A 24,404-nucleotide genomic window follows, 5' to 3' on the forward strand; every position below is an offset into this window, starting at 1 on the left:
AGACTCCAATGGAATTCAATAAACGTACTGTCCTGTGGATCGTGTTCGCCATTTCCCTGATTGTTCTCTGGAACAATTGGATGGTGGCTAACGGCAAACAGTCGATGTTCTCGCCGGCGCGTCCGGCCCAGGTTGCCCAGCAAAAGCCATCCGATGTGCCGGCTGCACCGCAAGCGGGCAGCAATGCCGTGCCCGGTGTACCGGCCACGCCAGGTGCGCCTGTTGTTCCTGGCGGCGCGCCAGTGGCCGCCGTGGCAAGCCCGGTCGTTACCGTCACCACCGACGTCGTCAAGGTCGACATCGACCCGGTCGGCGGCGTGATCAAGCGCCTCGAGATGCTCCAGTACCGTGATCACTTCGACAAGACCAAGAACCAGGTCCTGTTCAGCGTGAATGGTCCGAACGTGTATCTGGGCCAGACTGGCCTGATCGGCACCACTGCCGCTGGCGTGCTGCCGAACCACACCACGCCGTTCACCGTCCGTCCTGGCGTGCGTACGCTGGGCGCGAATGGCCAGGTGCAGGTCGTGATGGATGCGGAGCAGGGCGGCGTGCGCCTGACCAAGACGCTGACGTTCCGCAAGGGCGACTACCTGATCGGCGTGCGTCACGACGTGACCAATATCGGCACCGCGCCGGTCCAGCCATCGCTGTACCTGCAGCTGCAGCATGACGGCACCAAGCCGGCCACCGATTCGTGGTTCATGCCAAGCTACACCGGCCCGACGCTGTACACGAACGCGGACAAGTACCAGAAGCTGACCTTCGAGAAGATCGAAAAGGGCAGTGCGGATCACGCGCTGAAGGCCGACAACGGCTGGGTCGCGATCTCGCAGCACTTCTTTGTGTCGGCCTTCATTCCGGCCGACCGTACGCCGCGCGACATCTTCACCAAGAAGATCGCCACCAACCTGTATGCGATCGGTACCGTGCAGTCGATGGGCACCGTGGCGCCTGGCGCCACCGTGTCGGTTGACTCGCGCCTGTATTCGGGACCGCAGGACGAGCGCACGCTGGAAACCATCACCCCGGGCCTGGAGCTGGTGAAGGACTACGGCATGCTGACCGTGATCGCCAAGCCGATCTTCTGGGTTATGACGCAGCTGCACGCGATGCTGGGCAACTGGGGCTGGACCATCGTCGCCCTGACCATCCTGATCAAGCTGGCGTTCTTCCCGCTGTCGGCGGCAGGTTATCGCAGCATGGCCAAGATGCGTGTGGTCACGCCAAAAATGCAGGCGATCCGTGAACGCTTCAAGAGCGATCCGGTCAAGATGCAGCAAGCCACGATGGAGCTGTACAAGACCGAGAAGATCAATCCGCTGGGCGGCTGCCTGCCGATCCTGGTGCAGATGCCGGTGTTCTTCGCCCTGTACTGGGTGCTGCAGGCATCGGTCGAAATGCGCGGCGCGCCATGGATCGGCTGGATCCAGGATCTGACGCAGCCTGACCCGTTCTACATCCTGCCGGTCATCTATGCGGTGTCGATGTTCATCACGACCAAGCTCAATCCGCAGCCGACCGACCCGGTGCAGGCCAAGATGATGCTGTTCATGCCGATCGCGTTCTCGGTGGTGTTCTTCTTCTTCCCGTCCGGCCTCGTGCTGTACTGGGTGGTCAACAACATCCTGTCGATCGCGCAGCAGTGGGTCATCACGCGCAAGTTCGAGACGGCCGCAGCCAAGTAATCTGCCGGCGTCGTCGAGAAAAGCCCGCGCCTTGTGCGCGGGCTTTTTTCTTTTTCGCGGTCCGCCGATAGGCCCGGCCGCGCGCATCCCTTACAATCGCCCCATGAAACTCGATACCTCACCCATCGCCGCCATCGCCACTGCCCCGGGCCGCGGCGGCATCGGCGTCGTGCGCGCCTCCGGCAAGGAACTGGGCGCGCTGATCGCTGCGCTGTTCCCCGGTGCGACGCTCGCGCCGCGCCATGCAACCTATATCCCGTTCAAGGCCGCCAACGGCGACATCATCGACGAGGGCCTGGCCCTGTACTTCCCGGGCCCGCATTCGTACACCGGCGAAGACGTGCTGGAACTGCAGGGCCACGGCGGTCCGATCGTGCTGCAGATGCTGCTGGGGCGTGTGCTCGAAGCGGGCAGCGGCATGGACCTGCGCCTGGCCGAACCGGGTGAATTCACGCGCCGCGCGTTCCTCAACGATAAGCTCGACCTGGCCCAGGCTGAGGCGGTGGCCGACCTGATCGACGCCTCCACCGAAGCAGCCGCCAAGTCGGCGTCGCAATCGCTGTCGGGCGCGTTTTCGCAAGTGGTGCACACGCTGGTGGACCAGACGACCAATCTGCGCATGCTGGTCGAAGCCACGCTCGACTTCCCGGAAGAAGAAATCGACTTCCTCGAAAAATCGAACGCGCGCGGCCAGCTGGCCGGGATCATCACGGCGCTGGAACACGTGTTCCGCCAGGCGGCGCAAGGCGCGCTGCTGCGCGAAGGGTTGAATGTCGTGCTGGTCGGGCAGCCGAACGTGGGCAAGTCGTCACTCCTGAACGCATTGGCCGGGGCCGACGTTGCGATCGTCACGCCGATTGCCGGCACCACGCGCGACAAGGTCAGCGAGACGATCCAGATCGAGGGTATCCCGCTGAACATCATCGACACCGCCGGCATCCGCGCGATCAGCGACGAGATCGACGTGGTCGAGCGCATCGGCATTGAGCGCACCTGGGGCGAAGTGGGCAAGGCCGACGTGATCCTGCACCTGCTGGACGCGAACCTGGGCCCGAGCGCGGCCGACGAAGCCATCGTCGCGGCCTTCCCGGCCAACGTGCCGGTGGTGCGCATCTGGAACAAGATCGACCTGTCGGGCCACAAGCCATCAAAAGATGAAAGCACGGACGCCGTGCACCTGTATCTGTCGGCGCACGAAAAGCTCGGCATCGACCTGCTGCGCGCCGAACTGCTGCGCATCGCCGGCTGGCAGCAGACGGGCGAATCGCTGTTTCTGGCGCGCGAGCGGCACCTGATTGCGCTGCGCGCGGCCAGCGACCATCTGGAACTGGCGCGCCAGCATGCAATGCAGGATGACCAGTCGCTGGACCTGTTTGCCGAAGAGCTGCGGCTGGCGCAGGATCAACTGTCCAGCATCACCGGGCAGTTCACGCCGGATGATTTGCTGGGGGTGATTTTTGGGCGATTTTGTATCGGAAAATAGATAGTTGCCAATGGTTGATTTGATCATCGCAGCGGCCAAAACCACACCTCTTTGCTAGTCCAGTAACACGCCGACCCGCACACCTGCATCCCGCCGAGCTGAGGCGCGACGATGTCGATATGGCCACCCTCGTAGATGCCAGGGCTCAACCGGAAGAACGACACGATGCCACTACGGTGGCCGACATCTTCGATCATCCCGCTGCCGCTCAACTTCTCGGGCTTGCCCAGCATGGTGGGGCGTGACAGGATCATCGACAGCTTTGCCTGTCCCGGCTCGATCATCTTGCCCTTGAGTGCCCCAGTCCTGATGGGAATGCGACCACCGGGGATTGTAATGCCCGACCGAATCAGCGCCAAACTGACGCGGATCGCGCAGGTATTGCCGTAGTCGGAATTTTTTATCAGGTCATCCCACCCGATCTGCTGGAACAACGTATTGCGGCTGACGACGCGGTTACTCGGGTAGTTTTTCATCAGTACGCCAAATGGGACTCGCATGTCATCTCCCGTCGGCGCAAGGGAAGCGAGCCACATACAGCGCTATCAGCTCGGCGGCTGCATTGCCCGGCATCGAGCCAGCGCGCCCGCGCAGCTCGTCCCATATACGATCATCGATTTCCAGCGGCTTCATACCGGGCGGCGCGCACCACAGCCGCCCCTGCGTTGCATCGACAACCCCGGCCTGATAGCCCTCTGCATACCGCTGCTGGAACGCCGCATCGGGCTGCTGGCGCCATTTATCCACGCCTGGCTGTCCGGCCACCTTTGCTACGAACCTATCGCCCGACAGGTGCCATGTGAATGCTCCAAATGGCCGCGCCGCCGCGCCGCATATCAGCGTCAGGACCGCGCATAGAACTGCGCACTTCATACGATTCGCCATACCCACCTCCGATGAATTGTGAGTGAGTATTGTGTCGTCCAAAACTTGAGACGGTCTTGCGCGTCGCCAGCGCATCAACTTATATGAAATGCCTGTGCGAATAGCGGTAGCTGTCCAAAGCGCAACGGCTCGCATCTGCGTATCGCCCACCGCTGTTGTCGCGACGCGTCGCGCGCCAATACCGCCGGGCATGCTAGGCTTGGGCGTATGAACACGCGAATCAGTCTCATTGCCTCCCATCCTGCGCGCCGCACGCTGTTGCGGCTCGCCGCCATGCTGGTCAGCGCCACTCTGTTGTCATCCTGCGCCAGCGTCCTCGGCCCGCGCCAGGTCGAGCTGCCGCTGCACAAGTTGCAATCCAGCCTCGACAAGCGCTTCCCGATCAACGAGCGCTTGCTCGAGATCTTCGATGTCCAGCTCACGCGCCCGCAACTGTCGCTGGTGCCTGATCAGGACCGGGTCGCGCTCGCCGTCGATGCGTCGGTCGCGCCGCCGTTTGCACGCGCCTGGGCTGGCAACGTTGCGTTCTCGGGCCGCCTGTATATCGATCCAGGGCGCGCCGCCGTCATGATGGCCGAGCCGCGTGTCGATCGCCTGCAGCTTGGCAATCCCGATGCCGAGCGCCAGTTGGCGCGCGTGGCCAATACGCTGATCGACACCGTCGCGCGCGACATGCCGGTGTATGCGTTCGACCAGAAGGACTTGCGCTACGCCGGCGTGCAGTTCGTTCCGACGCGCATCCAGACAACCCGCACGGGCCTGTTGGTCACGCTCGAACCGGCGAAGTAACGCCACCCGATCCGCATGTTGCACTTGCGTCAAATTGCATCAGGACGGCAGATCAGGGATTGCACCCGCATTGCATTGGGAGCACACTGATACGCAACGAACCGCAGGATGGGTTCGCCAGTCGGGCTCCCGCTTGCGCTTTCTCATGGGCATGGAGTTCCACTGAAGTAATCTTTCTCTGACTTCAGGTTGCCGTATCAGGGGGTGGATCTTGGAAACGACTTATGAGAGTTTTCCGGACAGTGGCCGGCCGTTGCAGGCGCCGCCCGTCTCGGTAGCCGCCGCCGTGAGCGCCGCGCCCACCCGCGCCAACCTGCCCGCCAAGGGCTCGTGCTGGTACTGTGAAAAGCCGCTCGACAGCGTGCGGCGGTTCTGCGGCAAACCCTGCGCCGATGCCTTCGACGAAGAGGCCGAGTTCACGCGTTGAACTCAGGCTCCCGCATGCGCCAGCAGCATCAACGCATGCTCGAAATCGAAGCGCCTGACTGCCGTTTCCAGCGCCGCCATGCGGTTGGCGCCCAGCGTGACCAAGAGGCGTGGCCGCAGCAGCGCCACCAGCTCGGGCGCGCGCCCATCGCCGATATCGAGCATCGCGCGCAGCCGCGCCAGGTCGCGTGCATCGACCGGCAGCGGTGACGAGACCATCGACGGCGCTGCCGACAAAGCCGGTGCATCCGGCACCACCAGCAGCGCATCCACTTCCACCAGCACCCGTGTCAACTCACAGTCCAGCGCATCGATCAGCGCGACCGGCGCGGCGCCGTCCGTCTTGAGCGCCAGTTCGACGTCGAGCGCCAGGCGGCGCAGCGGGAGTGCCTCGATCATCCCGGCCGCGCCCTTGAGCGTGTGGGCGATGCGCTGCGCCAGCACGGCGTCGCCGGCAGCGATGGCGGCTTGCAGACGCGCGATCAGGTCGCGGTAGTCGCCGGCAAAGCGCGCCAGCAGGCGCAGGAACATTGCACGGTCGCCCATGACCCGGTCCAGGGCTGTCGCCAGGTCGATGACGGCGGCGGTGTCGCCACTCGGGGCGCCTGTCACCGGGTGGTGAACGACCAGCTGCGCGTGACGGCCGCGCCGTTGACTGTGCCGGCGAAGCTGACGTCGTAGACGGTGGCCTCGCGCAGCGGCTGCAGCGGGATGATGGCCGCAGCCGGCTTGTTGTCGGACAGGGGCAGGACGCGCAGCACGGTCAGTTCGCTGCCGCCGCGCGGGCGCACGGTGAAGCTGGTGACCGTGACGTTGGCGTCGAGGTTGGTGTGCACGCTGATCGGATAGCCCACTTCGTTGGCGTTGGGGACCGGGTCGGGCTGCTCGGTATTGCTGAAGAAGTTCGGCACGACCTGGGTCTGGCCATTGAACGGCCAGGTGACGAGCGTGCCGCGTGCGATGCCGGGGCCGAAGCCGTCGCGGCTGGCGAAATCGGCGGTGAAGTAGCGGTAGCCGCTGCTGGCCGTGGCCGCGCCGGTGCCGATCTCGCGGAACATCGGCTCGAAGATCACGAAGCGGTGATAGATCGCGGTGATCAGTTCTTCGGCCATGTAGAAGCCCGAGCCGTTGCGGCTGCCCGAGATGACTTCGCCGTAGGCATAGCCACGGTCGGCGCGCAACGTGTAGCCGGCTGCGTTCAGGCGCGCGCCCAGGTCGGCGCCGGTAAAGCCCTGGCGCCCGGCGACCTGGTCGTGGCTCATGAGGTTATTGACGCGCAGGTATTCGGCATGCCCGAGCGCGGCGTTGTTGATCTGCGCGTTCTCGGGAACCTGCGGTACACCGATCTGGCCGCGCCGGTAATTGATCCAGTTGCGCCCGTCGACGGCGATATTGCCAGTCTGCGTGGGCGCCGCGATCCCAGTGGGGTCGGCGGCCACGGAAGAATCAGGACTGACGGCGGTGCCGCCGGTGACCTGGGCGGACGGGCTGTCGCTATCGCTGCTGCCGCAGGCAGCCAGGCCCAGGACGGCAGCCAGGGCTGGGATCATTAACTGCCAACGGAGCGTATAGCTCATCTTGCAACTCCTGTCAATACGGGCTTAATTCGATATTCTAGGGCAAATCCCGACGTCATGGCGGGTGGTGACGTCAACGCGCAACCACCTTGATTTGCAGCCTGTAGAATAAGCCATCATTTATCTTGTCGAGTCGACCATTGAAGCCTATTAACCAACAACGCCTCGCACGCGCCAAATTCGCCCTGCCGAGTTCCGTCACGTTGCTGTCGATTGCCTGCGGCTTCGCCAGTATCGTGATCTCGGTCGACAATGCGCGCGTGGGCGATCCGGGCGACTTCCGTCTGGCCGCCATCCTGCTGGTGCTGGCTGGCGTGTTCGATGCGCTCGATGGCTTCGTGGCGCGCGCGACCAATACCCAGTCCAGCTTCGGCATGCAGCTCGACTCGATCGCCGACGTGATGAACTTCGGCTGCGCCCCGGGCCTGCTGCTGTACTGCTACGGCTTCACGCAACTGAACGACGTGCATCCGACGCTGGTGCGCATGGGCGGCCTGGCCTGCTTCGTATTCGTCACCTGTGGCGCGCTGCGCCTGGCGCGCTTCAATATCAGCCAGGGCCGCACCGACCCGCGCTACTTCGTCGGCATGCCGATCACCGCCGGCGCGGCCTGCGTGTCGGCCGTGGTCGTGGCCTGGCCCGATCCGGTCACCCAGATGGCCCAGGCGTTCATGGTGGCGGCCCTGATGGTGGTGGTTGGCGCGCTGATGGTCTCGACCATCCGCTTCCCCAGTTCCAAGCACCCGAGCGGGAAGCTGATGATCGTCATCGTCGCTGTCTGCGCGGTCTTGCTGGCCGTGCTGCAGACGCGCTTCTTCGTGTTGTTCTTCCTGGTGTACGTGACGTTGACGCTGCTGCTCAATCTCGGCTGGAAGATGGGCTGGCGTGGGGTGGCGCAGCCGAAAGTCTACGACGAAGAGTGAACCGGCGGCCCTGACAAGGGCCGTTTTTTCGTTCAGGCGAACTTGTCGAGCATCGCCGCCAGATGCGCGGCGCGTTCGCGCGCTTCCGGCAAGTCGGCCGCGCCGCTCGTCTGGGTCACGATCGATGCGGTCAGCAACTGTACGAACGAGCGGTCGAGCGCCTTGCGCGCCGCCGCCATCTGCTGCGCCACGGCGTCGCAGTCCACTGGCGTGTCGGCCAGCGCGATCAGTTTTTGCACGCCGCGCAGCTGGCCCTCGATCCGCGCCAGCCGGTTCAGCAGATCCTTCTTTTGCGGTGCCGTCAACGCCTTGCCTTCGACGATCTTGACGTGGGCCTCGAGCATCAGGCGACCTCGTGGCCGCGCGCGGCGCGCAGGATATGGAACCAGTCTTCGCGCGTCAGTTCAAAGGTGGTGCCGGCCACCGCGTCGGCAATTGCCGCGATGCGGCCGGTGCCGGTCAGCGGAATTGGGCGGCTTGGCAGGCGCATGATCCACGCGAACACCACGCTGGCAAACGGCTGGTTCAAGCGCTCGGCAATGCCCTGGATCGTCTGGCGCAGCACCGCCGCGCGCTCGTTTGCCGGGTCGAACAGGCGCCCGCCACCCAGCGGCGACCAGACCATCGGTGCGATGCCCAGGTCTTGCAGGCCGTCGAAGGTTTCGTCGAACAGGGGCGTGGTCACGAGCGGCGAGAACTCGACCTGGTTGGTGCTCAGGGCGACGCGGCGATTGAGCGACTCGAACTGGTGGCGCGTGAAATTCGACACGCCCACGTGGCGCACCTTGCCGGCCGCCTGCAACCGCGTAAACGCTTCGGCAATCTCGTCGAAGTTCATCAGCGGATCGGGCCGATGGATCAGCAGCAGGTCGAGGTGGTCGGTGTGCAGGCGGCGCAGCGATTCTTCGGCCGACGCGATGATGTGCGCCGCATCGGTGTCGTAGTGCTGGATCGTGTGGCCGGGATGTTTGGCCGACATGAGCCGGATGCCGCACTTGCTCACCAGTTCGATGCGGGCACGCAGGGAAGGCTGGGCGCGCAGGGCCTCGCCGAACAGCATCTCGACGCCGTAGTCGCCATAGATGTCGGCATGGTCAAACGAGGTCACGCCCAGCGCGATGCATTGTTCGATGAACTCGACGCGCGCCGCGACCGGCATCGCCCATTCCGTCATGCGCCACATGCCGGCGACGATGCGCGAGAGCGTCGGGCCGCCTTCACGCGTGAGGGTGCGGGGGCAGCGCAGATCGGCAGGCAGGGCAGGCGACATCGTGTTTCTTTCGTCATGACAGGATTACACGATTATAGCCCTGCCACGGCGAACCCCTTGCCGGGCTCCCATGAAAAAAGCCCGCCGGCGCAGCTGCGCGGGCGGGCTTGCCTGATCTGGCGACCGGATTACTGCATCCAGAGACGCATCGAATCCCAGGCGCGGCCAAAGATGCTCGCTTCCTGGACTTCTTCCAGCGCGACGACCGGCAGCACCAGCAGCGGCTTGCCGTCGACCGTCATCTTGAGCGTGCCGACCGCGCCATTGCGCGCCAGCGGTGCGACCAGCGGATCGCGGCGCTCCAGCACCGGCTTGAGCTTACCGGCCACGCCCTTCGGCACGGTTACCAGGATGTCGCGCGTGAAGCCGATCTTGACGGTCGGCTGCGAACCCTTCCAGATCTGCGGGGTCTGGATCGCCTGGCCTTTCGAGTACAGCTTGACGGTGTCGAAGTTCTGGAAGCCCCAGTTCAGCAGCTTCTGGCTTTCTTGCGTGCGCACCTCGGTCGAGCTGGTGCCCAGTACGACGGCGACCAGGCGACGCTCGCCCGTGCTGCCGTTCGGGCGGCGCGCCGACGAGATCATGCTGTAGCCCGACGAATCGGTGTGGCCGGTCTTCATGCCGTCGACGGTCGGATCGAGCCACAGCAGGCGGTTGCGGTTCTGCTGGGTGATCTTGTTGTACGTGAACTGCTTGATCGAGTCGATCTTGTAGAACTCGGGGAAGTCGCGGATCACGTGCGAGGCCAGGTTGGCCAGGTCGGCGGCGGTCGAGTAGTTGTTCGCATCCGGCAGGCCGTGCGGGTTGGCAAACCGCGTCGACTTCAGGCCCAGGCGCTGCGCTTCGCGGTTCATCAGCGTGACGAAGGTGGCTTCGTCGCCGGCGACGGCTTCGGCGATCGCGACGGCGGCGTCATTGCCCGACTGGATCATCAGGCCATGCAGCAGGTCGCTGATCGAGACCGGCACGCGCGGGTCGATGAACATCTTCGAGCTGCTGCTGTCGACTTTCCAGGCGCGCTCGGACACATTGACCATCTGGTTCATCGACAGGCGCTTGTCGCGGATCGCCGAAAACGCGACATACGCGGTCATGATCTTGGCCAGCGATGCCGGTTCGATGCGCATGTTCTGGTCTTGCGACGCGATGACCTGGCCGCTTGTGGTGTCGAGCAGTAACCACGACTTGGCTGCGATGGATGGAGCCGGCACGGTTTGCGCACTGGCCGAGATCATTACCAGGCTGGCGGCAAAGGCCGCTAACAGTTTTTTCATGGAAACGTTCGTCATTGTAAAAGGTGGAGCGGTGGTAGAGCGCAAGGCAATGCCCGGGGGCACTGCCTCAAGAGAAGGGAATGATTATAGGGGACTGTGACCGTTAAATGTCACGGCGCCACAGTTGAACGACCAGATTTTTAATGTGGCCGAGCCGGCGATGGAAGAAGTGGTCGGCGCCTGGAATGATGATCACCGGGATATCCAGCGGGCGCGCCCAGTCGAATACCTGCTGCATCGTGATCGTGTCGTCCTGCTCGCCGTGGATCAGGATCGTGTCTTGCGGCACGGGCGGCATCGGCCATTTGCCGGCCGCGGTGCCTACCAGCACCAGGCGCTCGGGCGCGCGGCCCTCGGCCTCCAGGCGCAGCGCGAACTGCGCCTGCACGAAGGTGCCGAACGAAAAACCGGCCAGCGTCACCGGCAGGTCGGGGTAGCGCGCACGCATGTGCTCGTACATGATCGCCATGTCGTCCACTTCGCCCTTGCCGTCGTCGTACACGCCTTCGGATTCACCGACACCGCGGAAATTGAAGCGCGCCACGGCGTAACCCAGCGTGACGAAGGTGCGCGCCAGCGTCTGCGCGACCTTGTTTTCCATGGTGCCGCCGTACAGCGGGTGCGGGTGCGCGACCAGCGCGATGCCGCGCGGGGCCTCGTCGGGCAGGTCGAGCAGGCATTGCATCTTGCCGGCGTCGCCGTCGAGATAGAATTTTTGCGAGTGGATGTTCATGGTCAGATCTTGAGACGATCGACGACCTTGCCGCCGACCAGGTGGGTATCGATGATGTCGTCGATGTCTTCGTTATCGACATAGGTGTACCAGACGCCTTCCGGGTACACCACGAGCACGGGGCCTTCTTCGCAGCGGTCGAGGCAACCGGCCTGGTTGATGCGTACTTTGCCTTCGCCGCTCAGGCCCAGTTCCTTGATGCGCTTCTTGGCGTGTTTCTGGGCTTTTTCAGAGCCGCACTTGCCGCAGCTCTGGCGCGCATCCTTGCCTTCGCGCTCGTTCATGCAGAAAAAGACGTGGTGCTGGTAAAACGGTTGGTCGGTCATGGCGTTCTCGTCGAAAAAGGCAGAAGTATTATCTTACTGGCGATTGAGTTTATGTGACGGCAGCAGCAGGAACCAGAGCGCGAAGAATGGCCAGCTCAGTGACAGGAACCACGCCGCACCATTGAAGTTCAGGAATTTGCCCTGCACCCAGCCTTGCAGCGTGGACGAGAAATACGGGTTCACCGGAATCGTGTTGACGACCACCAGCGCCAGTATCAGCGTCACCACCGCCAGGCGCCGCTGCGCCACCTGCGGCGCAAACACCAGGCCCGAGAGCATGATCATGCCGATCAAAAAGCCCCCTTCGGCGCCCGGCGTCACCCAGACAAACGCGTTATCGGGCCGGAACAGCAGCGAGCTGGCAAACGCCTTGAGCACCAGCGCCGACGCCAGGAGGGCGATCATCAGCCAGAAGCGCGGGGCGCCGCGCCGCACGAGGCACATCAGCGTGAGCGCCGCGCCGGTCATGCCGCAGGCGGTGATGATGGTCTCGGACAGCCAGTACTGCTCGACACTCATCGTCACACCGGGACGCAGCATCGCGACAATGTCGATGTCGGTATCGAACCACGACGACAGCCAGCCGGACACGATCGGCAGCACCTGGCCATGGCCGAACAGATAGCTTTGCGGGTAGATCTGCGCCAGCGGCCACATGGCCACCAGCACCAGCCCCTGGCTCGCATGTGGCGCGAACCAGCGCTGGCGCAGCTTGAACAGGCGGCTGCGATCGAGCAGGCCAGGGGCCCACAAGGCGCCCAGCACGGCGCCGAGCAGCGCGCCGCCCGCATTGGTGACGAAGTCGAGGTTCGACGGCACGCGGCTGGGCAGAAAATTCTGCACCGTTTCCATGACGCCGGTGGTGAAGATGCCGATCACGGCGGCCAGCAGCACTGCCCAGACGCCACGCACACGAGGATAGAACGACAGCACCAGCAGCAGCCCGAACGGGATGTAGCCGGCGATATTGACGCCGACGTCGAAGCCCGTGAAGTAGCGTTGCTTGACCAGGTTCAGAAACGCCAGCGGCGCCACGCCGGTATCGCGCCAGCCGGTGAACGGAAACCAGCTGGCGTAGATGATCAGCAGCAGATACGCCATCAGCGCGGCGCGCACGATCGGCGAGCCGCGCGAGCGCCCGGCCGCGACTTCGGCGGAGATGGCCTCGTCGCTCATTTGCCTTGCAGGTCGAGGGTCGACAGCCAGTTCTTGAGATCGAGCGCGATCCGGTCGGTGCCGGCGGCCAGTGCGGCCACGCCGCCGGCGGCGTCCTGGCTCGGGGCAGGGGCGTTGTGCGCGAAGCTTTTCTGCGCTACCAGGCGATGGTCGGCCAGGACCGACGCGCGCAGCAGGATCTGCCCTTCGCTTGCGCTGGTGCTGGAAAACGCGTGTACGAAGTCGTCGACCTCGATGCGCAGGATCGGCACGCGGTTGGCCGCGTCGGTGGCCGACAGCACCGTGACACCGGCCTGTGCCAGGCGCACCTTGAGGCGGCGCGTGATCAGGTCGAGCGGCGTGCCGCTCCAGCGGCTGCCGGCGTAGGTACGGGCTTGCAGCGGGTCGGCGTAGTTCAGCCGGTAGACCATGCGCTCGTTGTCGAGGACAGCGCCGCCGGTGGCGTCCATCACGACGATCGGGGGCAGCGACGCCGGTTGCACGGGCGTGGACACCTGGACCGATGGCGCGCCAAAGTCATAGATGGTATTGGGCGCGCCCTTGTTGCTGGCGCAGCCGGCCAGCAGCGCGGCGCCGGCAACGGTAACGGCAACGGCGAGGCGGTAGGGGCGGAGATTCACGGTGGTCCTCATTTGGTCGGGGGCGCGAAGCCCGGCTCGCCCGGTCCGGGCGCGTCGCCCGGTGTGCCGAACAGGATGCTTTGCGGGCGGTCGGAGAACGAATTGGCGGTGCGGCGCACGGCGCGCAGCGAGGCGCGTGCTTCGTCGGTCATCTGCACCACGTGCGGCAGCGTTTCCAGTTCCAGCTCGCTGGTGGCCGCGCCGAGCGCGCCGATGGTGCCGTTCAGGCGTTCGATCGGGCCGTCGGGGGCTTGCAGGCGCGTGGCCAGGTTGTCGTAGTTGCGCGTCATCGACGTGGCGCTGGTGGCCAGCGTGTCGATCGAGTCCATGCTGCGATCGACCTTCGTGATCAGTGACGGCAAGCGGTCGAGCACCGGATCGAGCCGCTGCGGAATCGCCGCATAGGCCTCGGCGGCGCGGTCCACGCTTTCGAACGCACCGAGCATCGTGGCGCGGTTCTCGGGGCTGAGCAGCTCGTCGAGGCTGGTCGTGATCTGTTCGGCCTTGACGAGGATTGCCAGGCCGCGGTCTTCGAGCTGGTCGAGCAGGCCCGGACGCAGCGGGATGCGGGCAATGCGCTCGCCACCGGTGGCCAGGCGCGGCGATCCGGTGCGCTCGTCGTTCAATTGGATGAACGCGATGCCCGTCACGCCCTGGTAGCCAAGCGAGGCATAGGTGGTGCTGGTGATTGGCGAGGCTTCGTCGACCGACAGGCGAATCAGGATCTGGCCGGTGACGCGCGGATCGAAGTCGATGGTGTCGACGCGGCCGATCTCCAGGCCCCGGTAGCGCACCGTGGCTTGCGGGTTCAGGCCGGGGATCGACTGCGTGGTGACGATCTCGTATTGCACCAGTTCGGTCTTGTCGCGGTTGAACCAGAGGCCGATCAGCACCGTCGCCACCAACAGAGCGATCGTGAAGATGCCGGTCATCAGCGCATGTGACCTGTTTTCCATACTAGTGTGTCTCCGATTCGTTCTGGGCCCGGCGCTCGTCGAGCACTTTCAGTGCCCGCTGGCCGCGCGGGCCCAGGAAAAAGTGTTTGATGAACGGGTGCTCGACCTTGAGCACGTCGCACGACGGTCCGACGGCCAGCACGTGTTTTTCAGCCAGCACCGCGATGCGCGAGGACAGCGCGAACAGCGTGTCCAGGTCGTGCGTGACCATCACCACCGTCAGTTTCAGTTCGCGGTGCAGCGTCTGGATCAGCGTGACGAAGGCGTCCGACAGGTCGGGGTCCAGGCCTGCGGTCGGCTCGTCGAGAAACAGCAGCTGCGGCTCGAGCGCTAGTGCCCGCGCCAGCGCTGCGCGCTTGACCATGCCGCCGGACAGGTCGGACGGCATCTTGGCCGCATGCTCCGGCCCCAGGCCCACCATGTCCATCTTGAGCAGCACCGCGTCGCGGATGACGTCCTCGGGCAGCGCATGCAGCTCGCGCATTGGCAGGGCGATGTTGTCGAATACGTTCAGCGCCGAATACAGCGCGCCCTGCTGGAACAGCATACCCCAATGGTTGCGCATGCGTTGCAGCTGCTCGGGCTTGGCCGCGCTGATGTCTTCGCCGAATACGTGCACGCTGCCCTGCGACGGGCGCTCCAGGCCCAGCATCTGGCGCAGCAGCACGGTCTTGCCGGTGCCCGAGCCGCCGACGATCGACAGGATCTCGCCGTCGTAGATCTCGAGGTTCAGGTCCTGATGCACGACGGTGCGGCCGAAGCGGGTCCACAGGTTGCGGATCTCGACGACGGGTTTGCCCACGTCTTCGTCGGGCCGCAGGTTCAGGCGCTGGGGGGATTGTGCTTGGGTGTCGGCCATCAGAATCCCGTGTTGCTGAAGATGATCGCGTAGACCGCGTCGGCCAGGATCACCACCGTGATCGCGGTGACGACCGAGGTCGTGGTGCCGCGGCCCAGGCTTTCGGTATTGGCTTTGATGCGCAGGCCAAAGTGGCACGCGATCAGCGCGATCAGCACGCCGAAGGTCGCGCCCTTGAGCAGGCCAATGGTGTAGTTCACGAACGGCACCGCATCGGGCAGCTTTTGCAGGAAGTAGCGAAACGACATGCCCATCTCGATTTTTGCCGACACCATGCCGCCCAGCAGGGCCATCGCATCGGTCCAGACGACCAACAGCGGCATCGAGATCGCCAGCGCGATTACCTTCGGCAGGATCAGTCGGTAGCCGTGCGAGACGCCCATCACCAGCATCGCATCGAGTTCCTCGGTCACGCGCATGACGCCCAACTGCGCCGTGATCGACGAGCCGGAGCGGCCGGCGACCAGGATCGCCGCCAGCAGCGGGCCCAGTTCACGGATCACGGCCATGCCGAGGATGTTGACCAGGTAGGCGTCGCCGCCGAACATGCGCAGCTGCTGCGACGACAGGAACGACAGCACGATCCCGATCAAGAAGCCCACGATCGCCGTGATGCCCAGCGCCTGGAAACCCGAGTGATAGATATTGGCCGAGATTTCGCGCCATGGGCCGGTGGCGGGGCGGCGCGCAAAGCGCCACAGGTCCTGGATCACGATGCCGATCAGGCCAATGAAGCTGCGCAGGTGCGCGAAAAAGTCGAGCATGCCGGCGCCGAGCTTGATCAGCCAGTCGAAGGGACTGACGCGCTGGCGCGGCAGCGTGATCTTGCTGGCTGCTTCGATGCGCTTGAACAGGTCTTCCTGGCGCGGGTCGAGCGTGAGGCGCGGTGGGCGCTGCTTGTTCCAGGTATTCCAGAACATCTGGGCGCCGATGTGGTCCAGGCTATCGACGCCGGACAGGTCCCAGGTGCAGGCGGATTTGTCTTTCAGGCTCGCGAGCTGGCGCGTGATGCCCTTCAATATACCGTGCTGCGACAGGCCGTGGACTTGCCAGACCCCGCTGGCGATGACAGATTGGCCCACCCCATGGGCGGCCTGTTGAATGGTTAATGTTGGCGCATTTTCAATCTGCATTGCGGCAGTGTAAAAGAGAATCGCGCCTGCTGCCACATTGTTGGTTGCGCGATCAGGCGGCGAGGTGGCGCGCCTGGCGCGATGGGGCCACCGCGCGGGCAGCTTCCTGGGCCGGTTGCGGCGTGCGCGCTGGCGCGTCGACCTTGCCGGCGTAGTCGCTGGCGAGCAGGCTGGCCGCTTCATGCGCCGCCATGCCGCGCACCTGTAAGTACTCGGCCACCAGCTTGGCCAGACGATCCAGCGCAATGCGGTGCGTCGCATCGGTGCGCTTGTAGATCCAGTCCGAAAACGCCATGAAGTTGTCGAATGGCGCCTCGCCCAGCAGCACCGGCGTGGTGTTGGCAAAGCGGCCGGAGTTGGCCACCAGATCCCAGTAGCGCGCAAAGCGCACCAGGCGCTGCATGGTCGCAAAGTCGATCTTGTCCGTCGCCAGCACGGTGTATGGCGGATACGGGTCGTAGACCATGCCAAAGGCTTCGGTGTGGCGGATGATCGGCGTGCCGCGCAGGCGCTTGAGGATGCCGAACTGGATTTCTTCAGCGCCCAGGCCCACCAGTTGATCGAAGCCGCGCGCGAAGCTGGCCACGTCTTCGCCGGGCAGGCCGGCAATCAGGTCGACGTGCAGGTGGGCGGTGGCATGCTGCGTGAGCCAGCGGATGTTCTCGGCCGCCTTCTCGTTGTTCTGGCGGCGGCTCACGAGCGCCTGCACTTCAGGGTTGAAGCTCTGGATGCCGATCTCGAACTGCAGCGCGCCGGCTGGGAACTTGGCGATGGTGTCCTTCAGCGCATCGGGCAGGTGGTCTGGCACCAATTCGAAGTGGGCGTAAATCGGGTCGTCCGGATATTGCGCGATCTTGTCGAGGAAGAAGTCCATGATGCGCAGGCTCGTCTTGACGTTCAGGTTGAACGTGCGGTCGACGAATTTAAACAGGCGCGCACCGCGTGCATACATTGCTTCCATCTCGGCCAGGAAGGCGTCGAGCGGGAATGGCCAGGCGGTCTTGTCGAGCGACGACAGGCAGAACTCGCACTTGAACGGGCAGCCGCGCGAGGCTTCCACGTACAGGGTGCGGTTGGCGATGTCGTCGTCGTTGTACAGCGCATAGGGCAGGGCAATCGCGTCCATCGGCGGCTGTACGCCGGCGTGGATTTTCATCAGGGGCTTCGGGCCATTGAGGATCTCGCCGCACAGCTTGGGGAACGTGACGTCGCCCCAGCCGGTGACGACGTAGTCGGCCAGCTGAACGATTTCCTGTTCGCCGGTCTCGTGCGAGACTTCGGGGCCGCCCAGGATGATCTTCACGGCGGGTGCGACGCGCTTGAGCATTGCCACCAGGCGCGTGGTTTCTTCGACGTTCCAGATATACACGCCAAAGCCGACGATGCGCGGCGCGTGCGCCAGGATGCGCTCGACGAGATCGGCGGTCTTGGCGCCGGTGACGAATTCCTGGATACGGGTCTGCTCCTGCAGCGGGCCCATATTGGCCAGCAGGTAGCGCAGTCCAAGCGAGGCGTGCGTGTAGCGGGCGTTCAGGGTGGTGAGCAGGATCGACATGGTGGCGGGAGGCTGGAGGGGAGTTGAAGGCGGTATTTTACTGTGATGCCGCAGTCAATCGCGTGACTATGCAGTTGACATTGCTTCAAATAAAGATCGGCGCCTACAATCGACGACTCCTTATTCAGAAAGTGCCTTCCATGTTCATGACCAATATCGAAACCGTTCCGGGCAAGACCATCACGGTGTGCCACGGCGTTGTCTCCGGCAGCTCGGTGCGCTCCAAGCACGTGGGCCGCGACATCATGGCGGGGCTGAAGAACATGGTTGGTGGCGAGCTCAAGGGCTACACCGAGTTGCTGGAAGAATCGCGCGCGCAGGCCACCGAGCGCATGCAGGCGCAAGCCACGCAGATGGGTGCCAACGCCGTCGTCAATGTGCGCTTCTCGACGTCGTCGGTGGCGGCCGGCGCCGCCGAGATCTATGTCTACGGCACTGCGGTGACGGTGGGCTGATGGACATTATCTTCCTGATTGTCTTCTGGTCGGTGCCGATTGGGCTGGGCTACGTCTTTGGACGCATGGCCGAAGCCAGGCATTACCGCTCGATCATCGCCAGGGAAAAAACGTGGCTGCACTTGCCGGCCACGTCGCTCAAGACATTGCTTGGGTCTGGGCCGGTGGCACGCACCGAGCTGGTCACGGGCAGCGTGGTGGTGGCGGTCGACCACTTTAAGAAGGCGGCTTCGGCGCTGCGCTCGCTGGTGGGCGGGCCGGTGCAGTCGTATGAAACGCTGCTCGATCGCGCCAAGCGTGAAGCGGTGCTGCGGCTGAAGGAAAGCTGCCCGGGCGCCCACGAGATCGTCAACGTGCGCCTCGAAACGATGCCGCTCACTGGCAACCAGCGGCAGATCAATGGCGTCGAGGTACTGGCCTACGGCACCGCCATCTATTACGTGGAACAGAGCGCCGCACCATGAAATACCAGGCGTCGCTGCCCGAGCACAATGACAACGTCACGCCCGGCCATCCGCTCAAGGATTTCGTGCTGATCCTGGCCGGGCTGTCCGCGGCAGTGATCGTCGGCTATCTGGTGCTGGGCTGGCTGGTCGATGTGGTGGTGGACCGGATGGGACCGGAGACCGAGGCGCAGCTGACGCAGATGGTGGCATGGACGCCGCCCGCGAGCGAGCCGGCAATGCGCACGCGCGAAGTCTGGGCCCAGGGCCTGGTCGATGGCATGCGTCAATGCGCCGGTGTCAGCGGGCCGGTCACGGTGCGCGTGAACCGCTCGGACACGCCCAATGCGATGGTGGCGCCGGGCGGCGTGGTGGTCGTGTTCTCGGCGCTGTTCGACAACGTGCAATCCGAAAACGGCATGGCGTTCGTGCTGGCCCATGAGCTGTCGCACATGGCCAACCGCGATCACCTGCGCGCAGTCGGCCGGCGGGTGGTGCTGATTACCGCCGCCGCCATGCTCACGGGCGACGGCAGCGGGACGGCAGGTGTGCTGGCGCCGGCGCAGCATCTGGGGGAGTCCGGGTATTCGCGGGCCCGTGAAGCTGCTGCCGATGCGAGCGCATTGGCGATTCTGCAATGTCGCTACGGCCATACTGGCGGCGCCACCGAATTGTTTACCGCCTTGCAGCGCGAGGAGGGCGCAACGCCGGCCGTGGTGCATTACCTGGCGTCGCATCCGTCGATGGCCGCGCGCATCAAGGCCGTGCAGGTGGCGATGCGCCAGGCAGGCTTGCAGGCTGGCCCGGTGCAGGCCTTGCCGCGTTTTTAACGGCGTGTGCGATAAAGCTGGCGGTATCGGACATTGCTTGTTAGAATGCGAGCCGGAATTCAGGAAGCCTGTTGCCCAGTAGAGGAACAGTTTTCCAGCAAGTTATGCCTGATGACCATAGCAAATCGGTCCCACCCCTTCCCATCCCGAACAGGACCGTGAAACGATTTTGCGACGATGATAGTGCTGCAACCAGTGTGAAAGTAGTTTATCGTCAGGCTAGTTATATAGAGAAAGCCCACCAGGTGTCTGGTGGGCTTTTTTGCTTTGGAGCGCCGCTTTTGTCGCGCCGTGTTTGTCGCGCCGATGCCGCATTCATGCGAGAGAAATAGCACGTTGGCACTATTTTAGGGTTAAAGTATTGCAATAGTTTTACTTCGTCATGGTTTGATCGCGCGGCGCCTGCCGCAGAAAGCGTCCCTCATGCAACGTCGTCATCCTGCTGCGCCCTATCGCCTCCTTGTCGTGTCACTCGTGCTGGCGCTGGGCGCCTGTGGTCGGGATCATGATGATGATCCGGCTGTTCAGCCGCCGCCCCCAGCCACCGCCGCCCGCATCAACGTCGACGTCGCCCGCACCGCGCATGGTGTGCCGCATGTGCGGGCCGACGACTTCCGCAGCCTCGGGTATGGATTGGCGTATGCCTATGCCCAGGACAATGTCTGCATGTTCGCCGATGCGGTGCTGACCGTGCGCGGTGAGCGCTCGCTGTTCTTTGGCGCCGACGCCCGGCCACGCCAGCGCACCGGCGACGAGTATGGCGGCGGCAGCGGGTTCATGGACTTGAACAACGAGGACAGCGACTTCTTCTTCAAGGGCTACCTCGACATCGAGCAATTGCGCGCCGGCTATGCCAGCGGCGCACGTGAACCACGTGACCTGCTTGAAGGCTATGTCGAAGGCTATAACCGGTACCTGAAGGATGCGGGAAGCAAGTTGCCAGCGGCCTGTGCCAACACGAAATGGGTGCGCCCGATTTCGCTCGACGACATGATGCTGGTGGTGGCGGAAAAAGCGCTGCACGCATCGGGCCAGGCCTTTGCCCGTGATTTCGTTGCGGCTGGCCGGGTTCCTGGCGCCACCGTGACGCTGGCTAAAGTGTCGCCACGCAAGATCGATGCGTCGTCGCTGGTCGCGCAGCTCGACCTGCTCAACCGGCAAGGCTTCGGCAGCAATGCGCTGGCAGTGGGCAAGGACTTGTCCGCCAATGGGCGCGGGCTATTGCTTGGCAACCCGCATTATCCATGGACCACGACCGACCGCTTCTATCAGGCCCACCTGACCGTGCCGGGGCGCTACGACGCGATGGGCGTGATCATCGGCGGCGTGCCGGCCGTCGTCATCGGCTTCAACCGCGACGTGGCCTGGAGTCACACGGTCACGTTCGCCAATCACTTCACCACGTTCCGGCTGGCGCTGGACCCCGGCGACGCCACTGGCACCACCTATCTGTATGACGGGGCGCGGCGCACGATGACGTCGAAAACGGTGACGGTCGAGGCGCTGCTGCCCGATGGCCTGGTCGGCCGGCGCACCAAGACCTTTTATTTCAGCCACCAGGGCGCCGTCATCAGCCGGCCGGCGGCGGGCCTGACCTGGACAGCGCAGGCCGCGTATGTGCTGGCCGACCCGAATCGCAGCAATACCCGGATGCTCGAGCAATGGCTGGGCATTGGTACCGCCACCAGTGTACGCACGCTGAAGGATTCGCTCGACAAGGTGGTGGGGCTGCCATGGGTGAACACGGTGGCGGCAGACCGTGATGGCAATACGCTGTATGCGGACGCCAGTGTCGTGCCGCACATGAATGCGGACAAGTTCGTCAACGGTTGCCTGTTGCTGCAGGCAGCGCTGCTGTTCGACGGGTCGAAAAGCAGCTGCGGCTGGGGGCAGGATGTGGGCGCGCCCGCTGGCATTTATGCGCCGGCCACGGCGCCGTGGATGATGCGCACCGATTACGTCGGCAATTCGAATGACAGTTACTGGCTGACCAATCCGAAGGCGCTGCTCACTGGTCCCGCGCCGCTGGGCTATTCGCCGCTGTATGGGCGTGTGAATGCCGAGCAAAGCCTGCGCACGCGGATCGGGTTCCGCCAGGTCGAGGATCTGGTGGCCCAGCGCAGCAAGCTGAACCTCGCTGACATGCAGGCGCTGGCGTTCTCGAACCGCGTTTATGCGGCCGAGCTCGTGCTGCCCGAGTTATTGACCGCCTGCAGCAGCGCAAGTAGCACGCTGATGCAGCAAGCCTGCACGACACTGCAAGCGTGGGACCGGCGCGCTGATATCGACAGCCGGGGCGCGGTGCTGTTCCGCGAATTCTGGGCGCTGGCAACGGCGATCCCGAACAAGTGGGCGCGGCCGTTCGATCCGGCGGATCCGGTCAATACGCCGGCCGGCGTGGCGCCGGCGGCCATACCCGCCATGCTGGCGGCGCTCAGGACAGCGGCCGACAAGCTGCAGTCGCTCGGCGTGCCGCTCGATGGCCGTCTGGGCGACTACCAGGTCGAACCACGCAACGGCGTGCGTATTCCACTGCATGGGGGCAATGGGAATCAGGAAGGCACGTATGGCTCGCTGACGATGCGCAGTAGCTTGACGGAACAAGGCTATGTCGGTGCGCACTGGGGCCAGAGCTATCTGCAGACCGTGACGTTCGACGAGCAGGGGCCGGTGGCGCAGGCGATGCTGACGTATGGCCAGTCGGTCGACCCGGCCTCGCCATGGTATGCCGACCAGACACTGCTGTATTCGCGCAAGAGCTGGCCGAGCCTTCCCTTTACGCAAGAGAAGATCAAGGCCGACCCAAATTACACGACCGTCACGCTCCGGGAGTAGCGATACCGTCCAGCGCCGTCATCGCAGTGTCCGGCAGCACCAGTTGCGCAGCGGCCAGGTTCTCGCGCAAGTGCGCTACGGACGATGTGCCGGGGATCAGGAGCAGGTTCGGCGCACGGCGCAGCAGCCAGGCGATCGCCACCTGCATCGGTGTCGCACCGAGTTGTTGCGCCACGCCGGACAGGGCATCCGACTGTAGTGGCGTGAAGCCGCCCAGCGGGAAGAAGGGCACGTAAGGGATCCCCTTTGCAGCCAGCGCATCGATCAGGGCATCGTCCTGGCGGTGGACGAGGTTGTACATATTCTGCACGCAGGCGATCGGCACGATGCGCTGGGCGTCTTCCACCTGCTGCGGCGTGACGTTGCTCAGGCCGATATGGCGAATCAGGCCGCGCTGGCGCAGCTCTGCCAGCTTGGTCAGCGGCGCCTCGAGCGATCCCTTTGCCGGCTTGGACATGTCGAACATCGCGCGCAGGTTGACCACATCGAGTACATCCAGTCCCAGGTTGCGCAGATTGTCATGCACGGCCTGTTCAAGCTCTGGCGCTGAGAAAGCGGGCAGCCAGCTGGCATCCGGGCCGCGGCGCGCCCCGATCTTGGTCACGATCACCAAATCATCCCGATAAGGATGCAGCGCTTCGCGGATCAATTGATTGGTCACGTGCGGACCGTAAAAATCGGACGTGTCGATGTGGTTCACGCCAAGCTCGACCGCTTCGCGCAGCACGGCGCGGGCAGCTTCTGCATCTTTCGGCGGACCGAACACGTGAGGGCCGGCCAGTTGCATGGCGCCGTAGCCGAGGCGGCGTACGGTGCGGTCGCCGAGTGTATAGGTGCCTGCCTGTTCGATGTTGGACATGGTTTTCCTTCTTGTGGGTAAGTGGAATCACGATACGACGCATGCGTCTGTGTGACAATCCAGGCAAATCCACACAGGTTGTACGAGAAAACGAACAATGAAAACCGATCTGGGAGAGTTGTCCGCCTTTGTCGCAGTGGCGCGTGCCGGCGGCTTCCGTGAGGCGGCGCGTGCGACGGATGGCAGCGCATCCGGTCTGAGCGAAGCAGTGCGGCGTCTTGAAACGCGGCTCGGTGTGCGCTTGCTCAACCGGACCACGCGCAGTGTGACGTTGACCGAGGCGGGCAGCAGCCTGTTGGCACGGCTCGATCCGGCATTGCAGGAGATCGACGCCGCCTTAGATGTGATCAATGGCTTTCGCGACACGCCGACGGGCCTGTTACGCCTGAATGTGCCGATGAGTGCAGCACGCCTGGTGCTTCCCGCCATCGTGCCACGGTTCCTGGCGCGGTATCCGGAGATCCGCCTCGAGGTGGTCGCGGAGGAGAGCTTCGTAGATGTGCTGGCCGCGGGGTGCGATGCCGGTATCCGGTATGAAGAGCGGCTCGAGCAGGACATGATTGCCGTGCCGATCGGGCCGCGCATCCAGCGCATGGCGGCGGCGGCATCACCCGCGTACCTGGCCCGGCATGGCATGCCTGCACATCCGCGTGACTTGCCGCCATGTGCCTGCATCCGGGCGCGCTTTGCCAGCGGGGCGATGATCCAGTGGGTGTTTGAACGCGATGGGGAGACCATCACCGTTGAACCCAACGGACAATTGTTGGTACAGATCGGCGGCGCGCTGGACCTGTCGATCGATGCGGCCGTGCAGGGGCTGGGTGTGGTGTACCTGTTCGAGGACTGGCTGGCGCCCTATGTTGCAAAAGGGTTGCTCGAACCCGTGCTGCAGCCATGGTGGCCACAGTTCTCCGGGCCGTTCCTGTATTACCCGGGCCGCAAGCTGGTGCCGGCGCCGCTGCGCGCCTTCGTCGACTTCATCCGCAGCGAGGGTCAAAACGCGCCGGATTTGTCACACAACTGAAAAATAAGCTGTTGACGAAGCTCAGCAGGTCGAGCATAATCTCATTCCTCTGCTGCAGCGAACAAAACGATTCGAAGCAAACGGCAGATGAAGCACCGAATAAAGTTCTTTAAAAATTAACAGTCGATAAGTGTGGGCGTTTGATGAAGGTGCCAAAGACTTCGGTCTTTGATTACTTAAATTATCAAATGTTCACAAAAAAGAAATACGTTGCTCAGCAATGAGTAACGGTCAGTATTTTGAGTGAGCGACCCCTGCCGCAAGGCAGGGTGGCAGAAATGCCAA

Annotated in this window: 26 protein-coding genes and 1 rRNA gene; 11 read left to right on the forward strand and 16 right to left on the reverse strand. The window is 64.0% G+C overall.

The features are described from left to right. The first annotated feature begins 8 nt into the window (after positions 1 to 8). Both yidC and mnmE read left to right on the forward strand, forming a co-directional pair. Complete coding sequence (yidC, locus tag AC56LH_RS22360; RefSeq protein ID WP_499649749.1) at positions 9 to 1,688, forward strand: membrane protein insertase YidC; 1,680 nt, start codon at positions 9 to 11, stop codon at positions 1,686 to 1,688. Between the two features lie 103 nt (positions 1,689 to 1,791). Then, positions 1,792 to 3,171, forward strand: coding sequence for a tRNA uridine-5-carboxymethylaminomethyl(34) synthesis GTPase MnmE (mnmE, locus tag AC56LH_RS22365; protein ID WP_499649751.1), 1,380 nt, complete (start codon positions 1,792 to 1,794; stop codon positions 3,169 to 3,171). A 23-nt stretch (positions 3,172 to 3,194) separates the two neighbouring features. Here mnmE and AC56LH_RS22370 read toward each other — a convergent pair whose 3' ends face one another. Both AC56LH_RS22370 and AC56LH_RS22375 read right to left on the reverse strand, forming a co-directional pair. Beyond that, positions 3,195 to 3,647, reverse strand: a complete 453-nt coding sequence (locus AC56LH_RS22370) for a T6SS effector amidase Tae4 family protein (RefSeq protein ID WP_499649752.1) — start codon at positions 3,645 to 3,647, stop codon at positions 3,195 to 3,197. A gap of 25 nt (positions 3,648 to 3,672) precedes the next feature. Beyond that, positions 3,673 to 3,918, reverse strand: coding sequence for a Rap1a/Tai family immunity protein (locus AC56LH_RS22375; protein WP_499649754.1), 246 nt, complete (start codon positions 3,916 to 3,918; stop codon positions 3,673 to 3,675). A 345-nt stretch (positions 3,919 to 4,263) separates the two neighbouring features. Between AC56LH_RS22375 and AC56LH_RS22380 the strand changes: the two genes are divergently transcribed. Both AC56LH_RS22380 and AC56LH_RS22385 read left to right on the forward strand, forming a co-directional pair. Then, positions 4,264 to 4,845 carry a DUF1439 domain-containing protein gene (locus tag AC56LH_RS22380; RefSeq protein ID WP_499649756.1) on the forward strand — a complete coding sequence of 194 codons (582 nt, stop codon included), beginning with the start codon at positions 4,264 to 4,266 and terminating at the stop codon, positions 4,843 to 4,845. 211 nt (positions 4,846 to 5,056) lie between these two features. After that, positions 5,057 to 5,272: a hypothetical protein gene (locus AC56LH_RS22385; RefSeq protein ID WP_499649757.1), complete on the forward strand. Its 216-nt coding sequence runs from the start codon at positions 5,057 to 5,059 to the stop codon at positions 5,270 to 5,272. A gap of 2 nt (positions 5,273 to 5,274) precedes the next feature. Here the strand turns inward: AC56LH_RS22385 and AC56LH_RS22390 are convergent, their stop codons facing one another. After that, on the reverse strand, positions 5,275 to 5,883 hold the full coding sequence (locus tag AC56LH_RS22390; RefSeq protein WP_499649759.1) for an Hpt domain-containing protein: 609 nt from the start codon (positions 5,881 to 5,883) through the stop codon (positions 5,275 to 5,277). Further along, positions 5,880 to 6,848 carry a CAP domain-containing protein gene (locus AC56LH_RS22395; protein ID WP_499649761.1) on the reverse strand — a complete coding sequence of 323 codons (969 nt, stop codon included), beginning with the start codon at positions 6,846 to 6,848 and terminating at the stop codon, positions 5,880 to 5,882. Before AC56LH_RS22395 ends, AC56LH_RS22390 begins: the two co-directional genes overlap by 4 nt. Before the next feature lie 140 nt (positions 6,849 to 6,988). Between AC56LH_RS22395 and pssA the strand changes: the two genes are divergently transcribed. Further along, on the forward strand, positions 6,989 to 7,771 hold the full coding sequence (pssA, locus tag AC56LH_RS22400; protein WP_499649763.1) for a CDP-diacylglycerol--serine O-phosphatidyltransferase: 783 nt from the start codon (positions 6,989 to 6,991) through the stop codon (positions 7,769 to 7,771). Between the two features lie 32 nt (positions 7,772 to 7,803). Here pssA and AC56LH_RS22405 read toward each other — a convergent pair whose 3' ends face one another. From AC56LH_RS22405 to AC56LH_RS22455, 11 genes are all read right to left on the reverse strand, one after another. Further along, positions 7,804 to 8,115 (reverse strand): metal-sensitive transcriptional regulator, encoded by a 312-nt coding sequence (locus AC56LH_RS22405; RefSeq protein ID WP_499455931.1) that lies wholly within the window; start codon positions 8,113 to 8,115, stop codon positions 7,804 to 7,806. Beyond that, positions 8,115 to 9,041 (reverse strand): aldo/keto reductase, encoded by a 927-nt coding sequence (locus AC56LH_RS22410; RefSeq protein ID WP_499649764.1) that lies wholly within the window; start codon positions 9,039 to 9,041, stop codon positions 8,115 to 8,117. The genes AC56LH_RS22405 and AC56LH_RS22410 overlap by 1 nt, the downstream gene beginning before the upstream one ends. 128 nt (positions 9,042 to 9,169) lie before the next feature. Continuing rightward, entirely contained in the window at positions 9,170 to 10,315 is a 1,146-nt protein-coding gene (locus AC56LH_RS22415; protein WP_183555242.1) for a D-alanyl-D-alanine carboxypeptidase family protein, read from the reverse strand. 103 nt (positions 10,316 to 10,418) lie between these two features. Beyond that, positions 10,419 to 11,048 (reverse strand): alpha/beta hydrolase, encoded by a 630-nt coding sequence (locus AC56LH_RS22420; protein ID WP_499649766.1) that lies wholly within the window; start codon positions 11,046 to 11,048, stop codon positions 10,419 to 10,421. Between the two features lie 2 nt (positions 11,049 to 11,050). Next, the gene (locus AC56LH_RS22425; RefSeq protein ID WP_183555244.1) at positions 11,051 to 11,374 is read right to left on the reverse strand and encodes a (2Fe-2S) ferredoxin domain-containing protein; all 324 of its coding nucleotides are present in this window, start codon (positions 11,372 to 11,374) and stop codon (positions 11,051 to 11,053) included. Positions 11,375 to 11,407: 33 nt separating this feature from the next. After that, positions 11,408 to 12,550 carry a VanZ family protein gene (locus AC56LH_RS22430; RefSeq protein ID WP_499649767.1) on the reverse strand — a complete coding sequence of 381 codons (1,143 nt, stop codon included), beginning with the start codon at positions 12,548 to 12,550 and terminating at the stop codon, positions 11,408 to 11,410. Then, on the reverse strand, positions 12,547 to 13,170 hold the full coding sequence (locus tag AC56LH_RS22435; RefSeq protein WP_499649769.1) for an ABC-type transport auxiliary lipoprotein family protein: 624 nt from the start codon (positions 13,168 to 13,170) through the stop codon (positions 12,547 to 12,549). Before AC56LH_RS22435 ends, AC56LH_RS22430 begins: the two co-directional genes overlap by 4 nt. Before the next feature lie 8 nt (positions 13,171 to 13,178). Further along, positions 13,179 to 14,126, reverse strand: coding sequence for an MlaD family protein (locus AC56LH_RS22440; protein WP_499649771.1), 948 nt, complete (start codon positions 14,124 to 14,126; stop codon positions 13,179 to 13,181). Position 14,127: 1 nt separating this feature from the next. Beyond that, the gene (locus AC56LH_RS22445) at positions 14,128 to 14,985 is read right to left on the reverse strand and encodes an ABC transporter ATP-binding protein (RefSeq protein ID WP_499649773.1); all 858 of its coding nucleotides are present in this window, start codon (positions 14,983 to 14,985) and stop codon (positions 14,128 to 14,130) included. Continuing rightward, positions 14,985 to 16,118 carry an MlaE family ABC transporter permease gene (locus tag AC56LH_RS22450; protein ID WP_499649775.1) on the reverse strand — a complete coding sequence of 378 codons (1,134 nt, stop codon included), beginning with the start codon at positions 16,116 to 16,118 and terminating at the stop codon, positions 14,985 to 14,987. The genes AC56LH_RS22445 and AC56LH_RS22450 overlap by 1 nt, the downstream gene beginning before the upstream one ends. 52 nt (positions 16,119 to 16,170) lie before the next feature. Then, positions 16,171 to 17,673 carry a B12-binding domain-containing radical SAM protein gene (locus AC56LH_RS22455; protein ID WP_499649777.1) on the reverse strand — a complete coding sequence of 501 codons (1,503 nt, stop codon included), beginning with the start codon at positions 17,671 to 17,673 and terminating at the stop codon, positions 16,171 to 16,173. 146 nt (positions 17,674 to 17,819) lie between these two features. Between AC56LH_RS22455 and AC56LH_RS22460 the strand changes: the two genes are divergently transcribed. The 5 genes from AC56LH_RS22460 (at position 17,820) to AC56LH_RS22480 (ending at position 22,236) form a co-directional block, all read left to right on the forward strand. Then, on the forward strand, positions 17,820 to 18,128 hold the full coding sequence (locus AC56LH_RS22460; protein ID WP_499649779.1) for a YbjQ family protein: 309 nt from the start codon (positions 17,820 to 17,822) through the stop codon (positions 18,126 to 18,128). Then, on the forward strand, positions 18,128 to 18,592 hold the full coding sequence (locus tag AC56LH_RS22465; protein ID WP_499649781.1) for a YbjQ family protein: 465 nt from the start codon (positions 18,128 to 18,130) through the stop codon (positions 18,590 to 18,592). Before AC56LH_RS22460 ends, AC56LH_RS22465 begins: the two co-directional genes overlap by 1 nt. Continuing rightward, positions 18,589 to 19,401 (forward strand): M48 family metalloprotease, encoded by an 813-nt coding sequence (locus AC56LH_RS22470; RefSeq protein ID WP_499649783.1) that lies wholly within the window; start codon positions 18,589 to 18,591, stop codon positions 19,399 to 19,401. Before AC56LH_RS22465 ends, AC56LH_RS22470 begins: the two co-directional genes overlap by 4 nt. 107 nt (positions 19,402 to 19,508) lie before the next feature. Further along, positions 19,509 to 19,621, forward strand: a 5S ribosomal RNA gene (gene rrf / locus AC56LH_RS22475). A 203-nt stretch (positions 19,622 to 19,824) separates the two neighbouring features. Next, positions 19,825 to 22,236, forward strand: coding sequence for a penicillin acylase family protein (locus AC56LH_RS22480; RefSeq protein WP_499649785.1), 2,412 nt, complete (start codon positions 19,825 to 19,827; stop codon positions 22,234 to 22,236). On the opposite strand, the gene AC56LH_RS22485 is transcribed toward AC56LH_RS22480, so the two are convergent. After that, the gene (locus AC56LH_RS22485) at positions 22,220 to 23,095 is read right to left on the reverse strand and encodes an aldo/keto reductase family oxidoreductase (RefSeq protein ID WP_499649787.1); all 876 of its coding nucleotides are present in this window, start codon (positions 23,093 to 23,095) and stop codon (positions 22,220 to 22,222) included. The genes AC56LH_RS22480 and AC56LH_RS22485 overlap by 17 nt on opposite strands. Positions 23,096 to 23,192: 97 nt before the next feature. Between AC56LH_RS22485 and AC56LH_RS22490 the strand changes: the two genes are divergently transcribed. Continuing rightward, positions 23,193 to 24,119: a LysR family transcriptional regulator gene (locus AC56LH_RS22490; protein ID WP_499649789.1), complete on the forward strand. Its 927-nt coding sequence runs from the start codon at positions 23,193 to 23,195 to the stop codon at positions 24,117 to 24,119. The last annotated feature ends 285 nt before the right edge of the window (positions 24,120 to 24,404 follow it).

This window comes from Telluria sp. LT1R51-2, from assembly GCF_059685775.1.

Bases quoted from the DNA above. Each gene is read 5' to 3' on its own strand.
- yidC (WP_499649749.1), top strand. From the start codon at position 9: ATGGAATTCAATAAACGTACTGTCCTGTGGATCGTGTTCGCCATTTCC.
- mnmE (WP_499649751.1), top strand. From the start codon at position 1,792: ATGAAACTCGATACCTCACCCATCGCCGCCATCGCCACTGCCCCGGGC.
- AC56LH_RS22370 (WP_499649752.1), bottom strand. From the start codon at position 3,647: ATGAAAAACTACCCGAGTAACCGCGTCGTCAGCCGCAATACGTTGTTC.
- AC56LH_RS22380 (WP_499649756.1), top strand. From the start codon at position 4,264: ATGAACACGCGAATCAGTCTCATTGCCTCCCATCCTGCGCGCCGCACG.
- AC56LH_RS22395 (WP_499649761.1), bottom strand. From the start codon at position 6,848: ATGAGCTATACGCTCCGTTGGCAGTTAATGATCCCAGCCCTGGCTGCC.
- AC56LH_RS22405 (WP_499455931.1), bottom strand. From the start codon at position 8,115: ATGCTCGAGGCCCACGTCAAGATCGTCGAAGGCAAGGCGTTGACGGCA.
- AC56LH_RS22410 (WP_499649764.1), bottom strand. From the start codon at position 9,041: ATGTCGCCTGCCCTGCCTGCCGATCTGCGCTGCCCCCGCACCCTCACG.
- AC56LH_RS22415 (WP_183555242.1), bottom strand. From the start codon at position 10,315: ATGAAAAAACTGTTAGCGGCCTTTGCCGCCAGCCTGGTAATGATCTCG.
- AC56LH_RS22420 (WP_499649766.1), bottom strand. From the start codon at position 11,048: ATGAACATCCACTCGCAAAAATTCTATCTCGACGGCGACGCCGGCAAG.
- AC56LH_RS22425 (WP_183555244.1), bottom strand. From the start codon at position 11,374: ATGACCGACCAACCGTTTTACCAGCACCACGTCTTTTTCTGCATGAAC.
- AC56LH_RS22430 (WP_499649767.1), bottom strand. From the start codon at position 12,550: ATGAGCGACGAGGCCATCTCCGCCGAAGTCGCGGCCGGGCGCTCGCGC.
- AC56LH_RS22440 (WP_499649771.1), bottom strand. From the start codon at position 14,126: ATGGAAAACAGGTCACATGCGCTGATGACCGGCATCTTCACGATCGCT.
- AC56LH_RS22445 (WP_499649773.1), bottom strand. From the start codon at position 14,985: ATGGCCGACACCCAAGCACAATCCCCCCAGCGCCTGAACCTGCGGCCC.
- AC56LH_RS22450 (WP_499649775.1), bottom strand. From the start codon at position 16,118: ATGCAGATTGAAAATGCGCCAACATTAACCATTCAACAGGCCGCCCAT.
- AC56LH_RS22455 (WP_499649777.1), bottom strand. From the start codon at position 17,673: ATGTCGATCCTGCTCACCACCCTGAACGCCCGCTACACGCACGCCTCG.
- AC56LH_RS22460 (WP_499649779.1), top strand. From the start codon at position 17,820: ATGACCAATATCGAAACCGTTCCGGGCAAGACCATCACGGTGTGCCAC.
- AC56LH_RS22465 (WP_499649781.1), top strand. From the start codon at position 18,128: ATGGACATTATCTTCCTGATTGTCTTCTGGTCGGTGCCGATTGGGCTG.
- AC56LH_RS22470 (WP_499649783.1), top strand. From the start codon at position 18,589: ATGAAATACCAGGCGTCGCTGCCCGAGCACAATGACAACGTCACGCCC.
- AC56LH_RS22480 (WP_499649785.1), top strand. From the start codon at position 19,825: ATGCAACGTCGTCATCCTGCTGCGCCCTATCGCCTCCTTGTCGTGTCA.
- AC56LH_RS22485 (WP_499649787.1), bottom strand. From the start codon at position 23,095: ATGTCCAACATCGAACAGGCAGGCACCTATACACTCGGCGACCGCACC.
- AC56LH_RS22490 (WP_499649789.1), top strand. From the start codon at position 23,193: ATGAAAACCGATCTGGGAGAGTTGTCCGCCTTTGTCGCAGTGGCGCGT.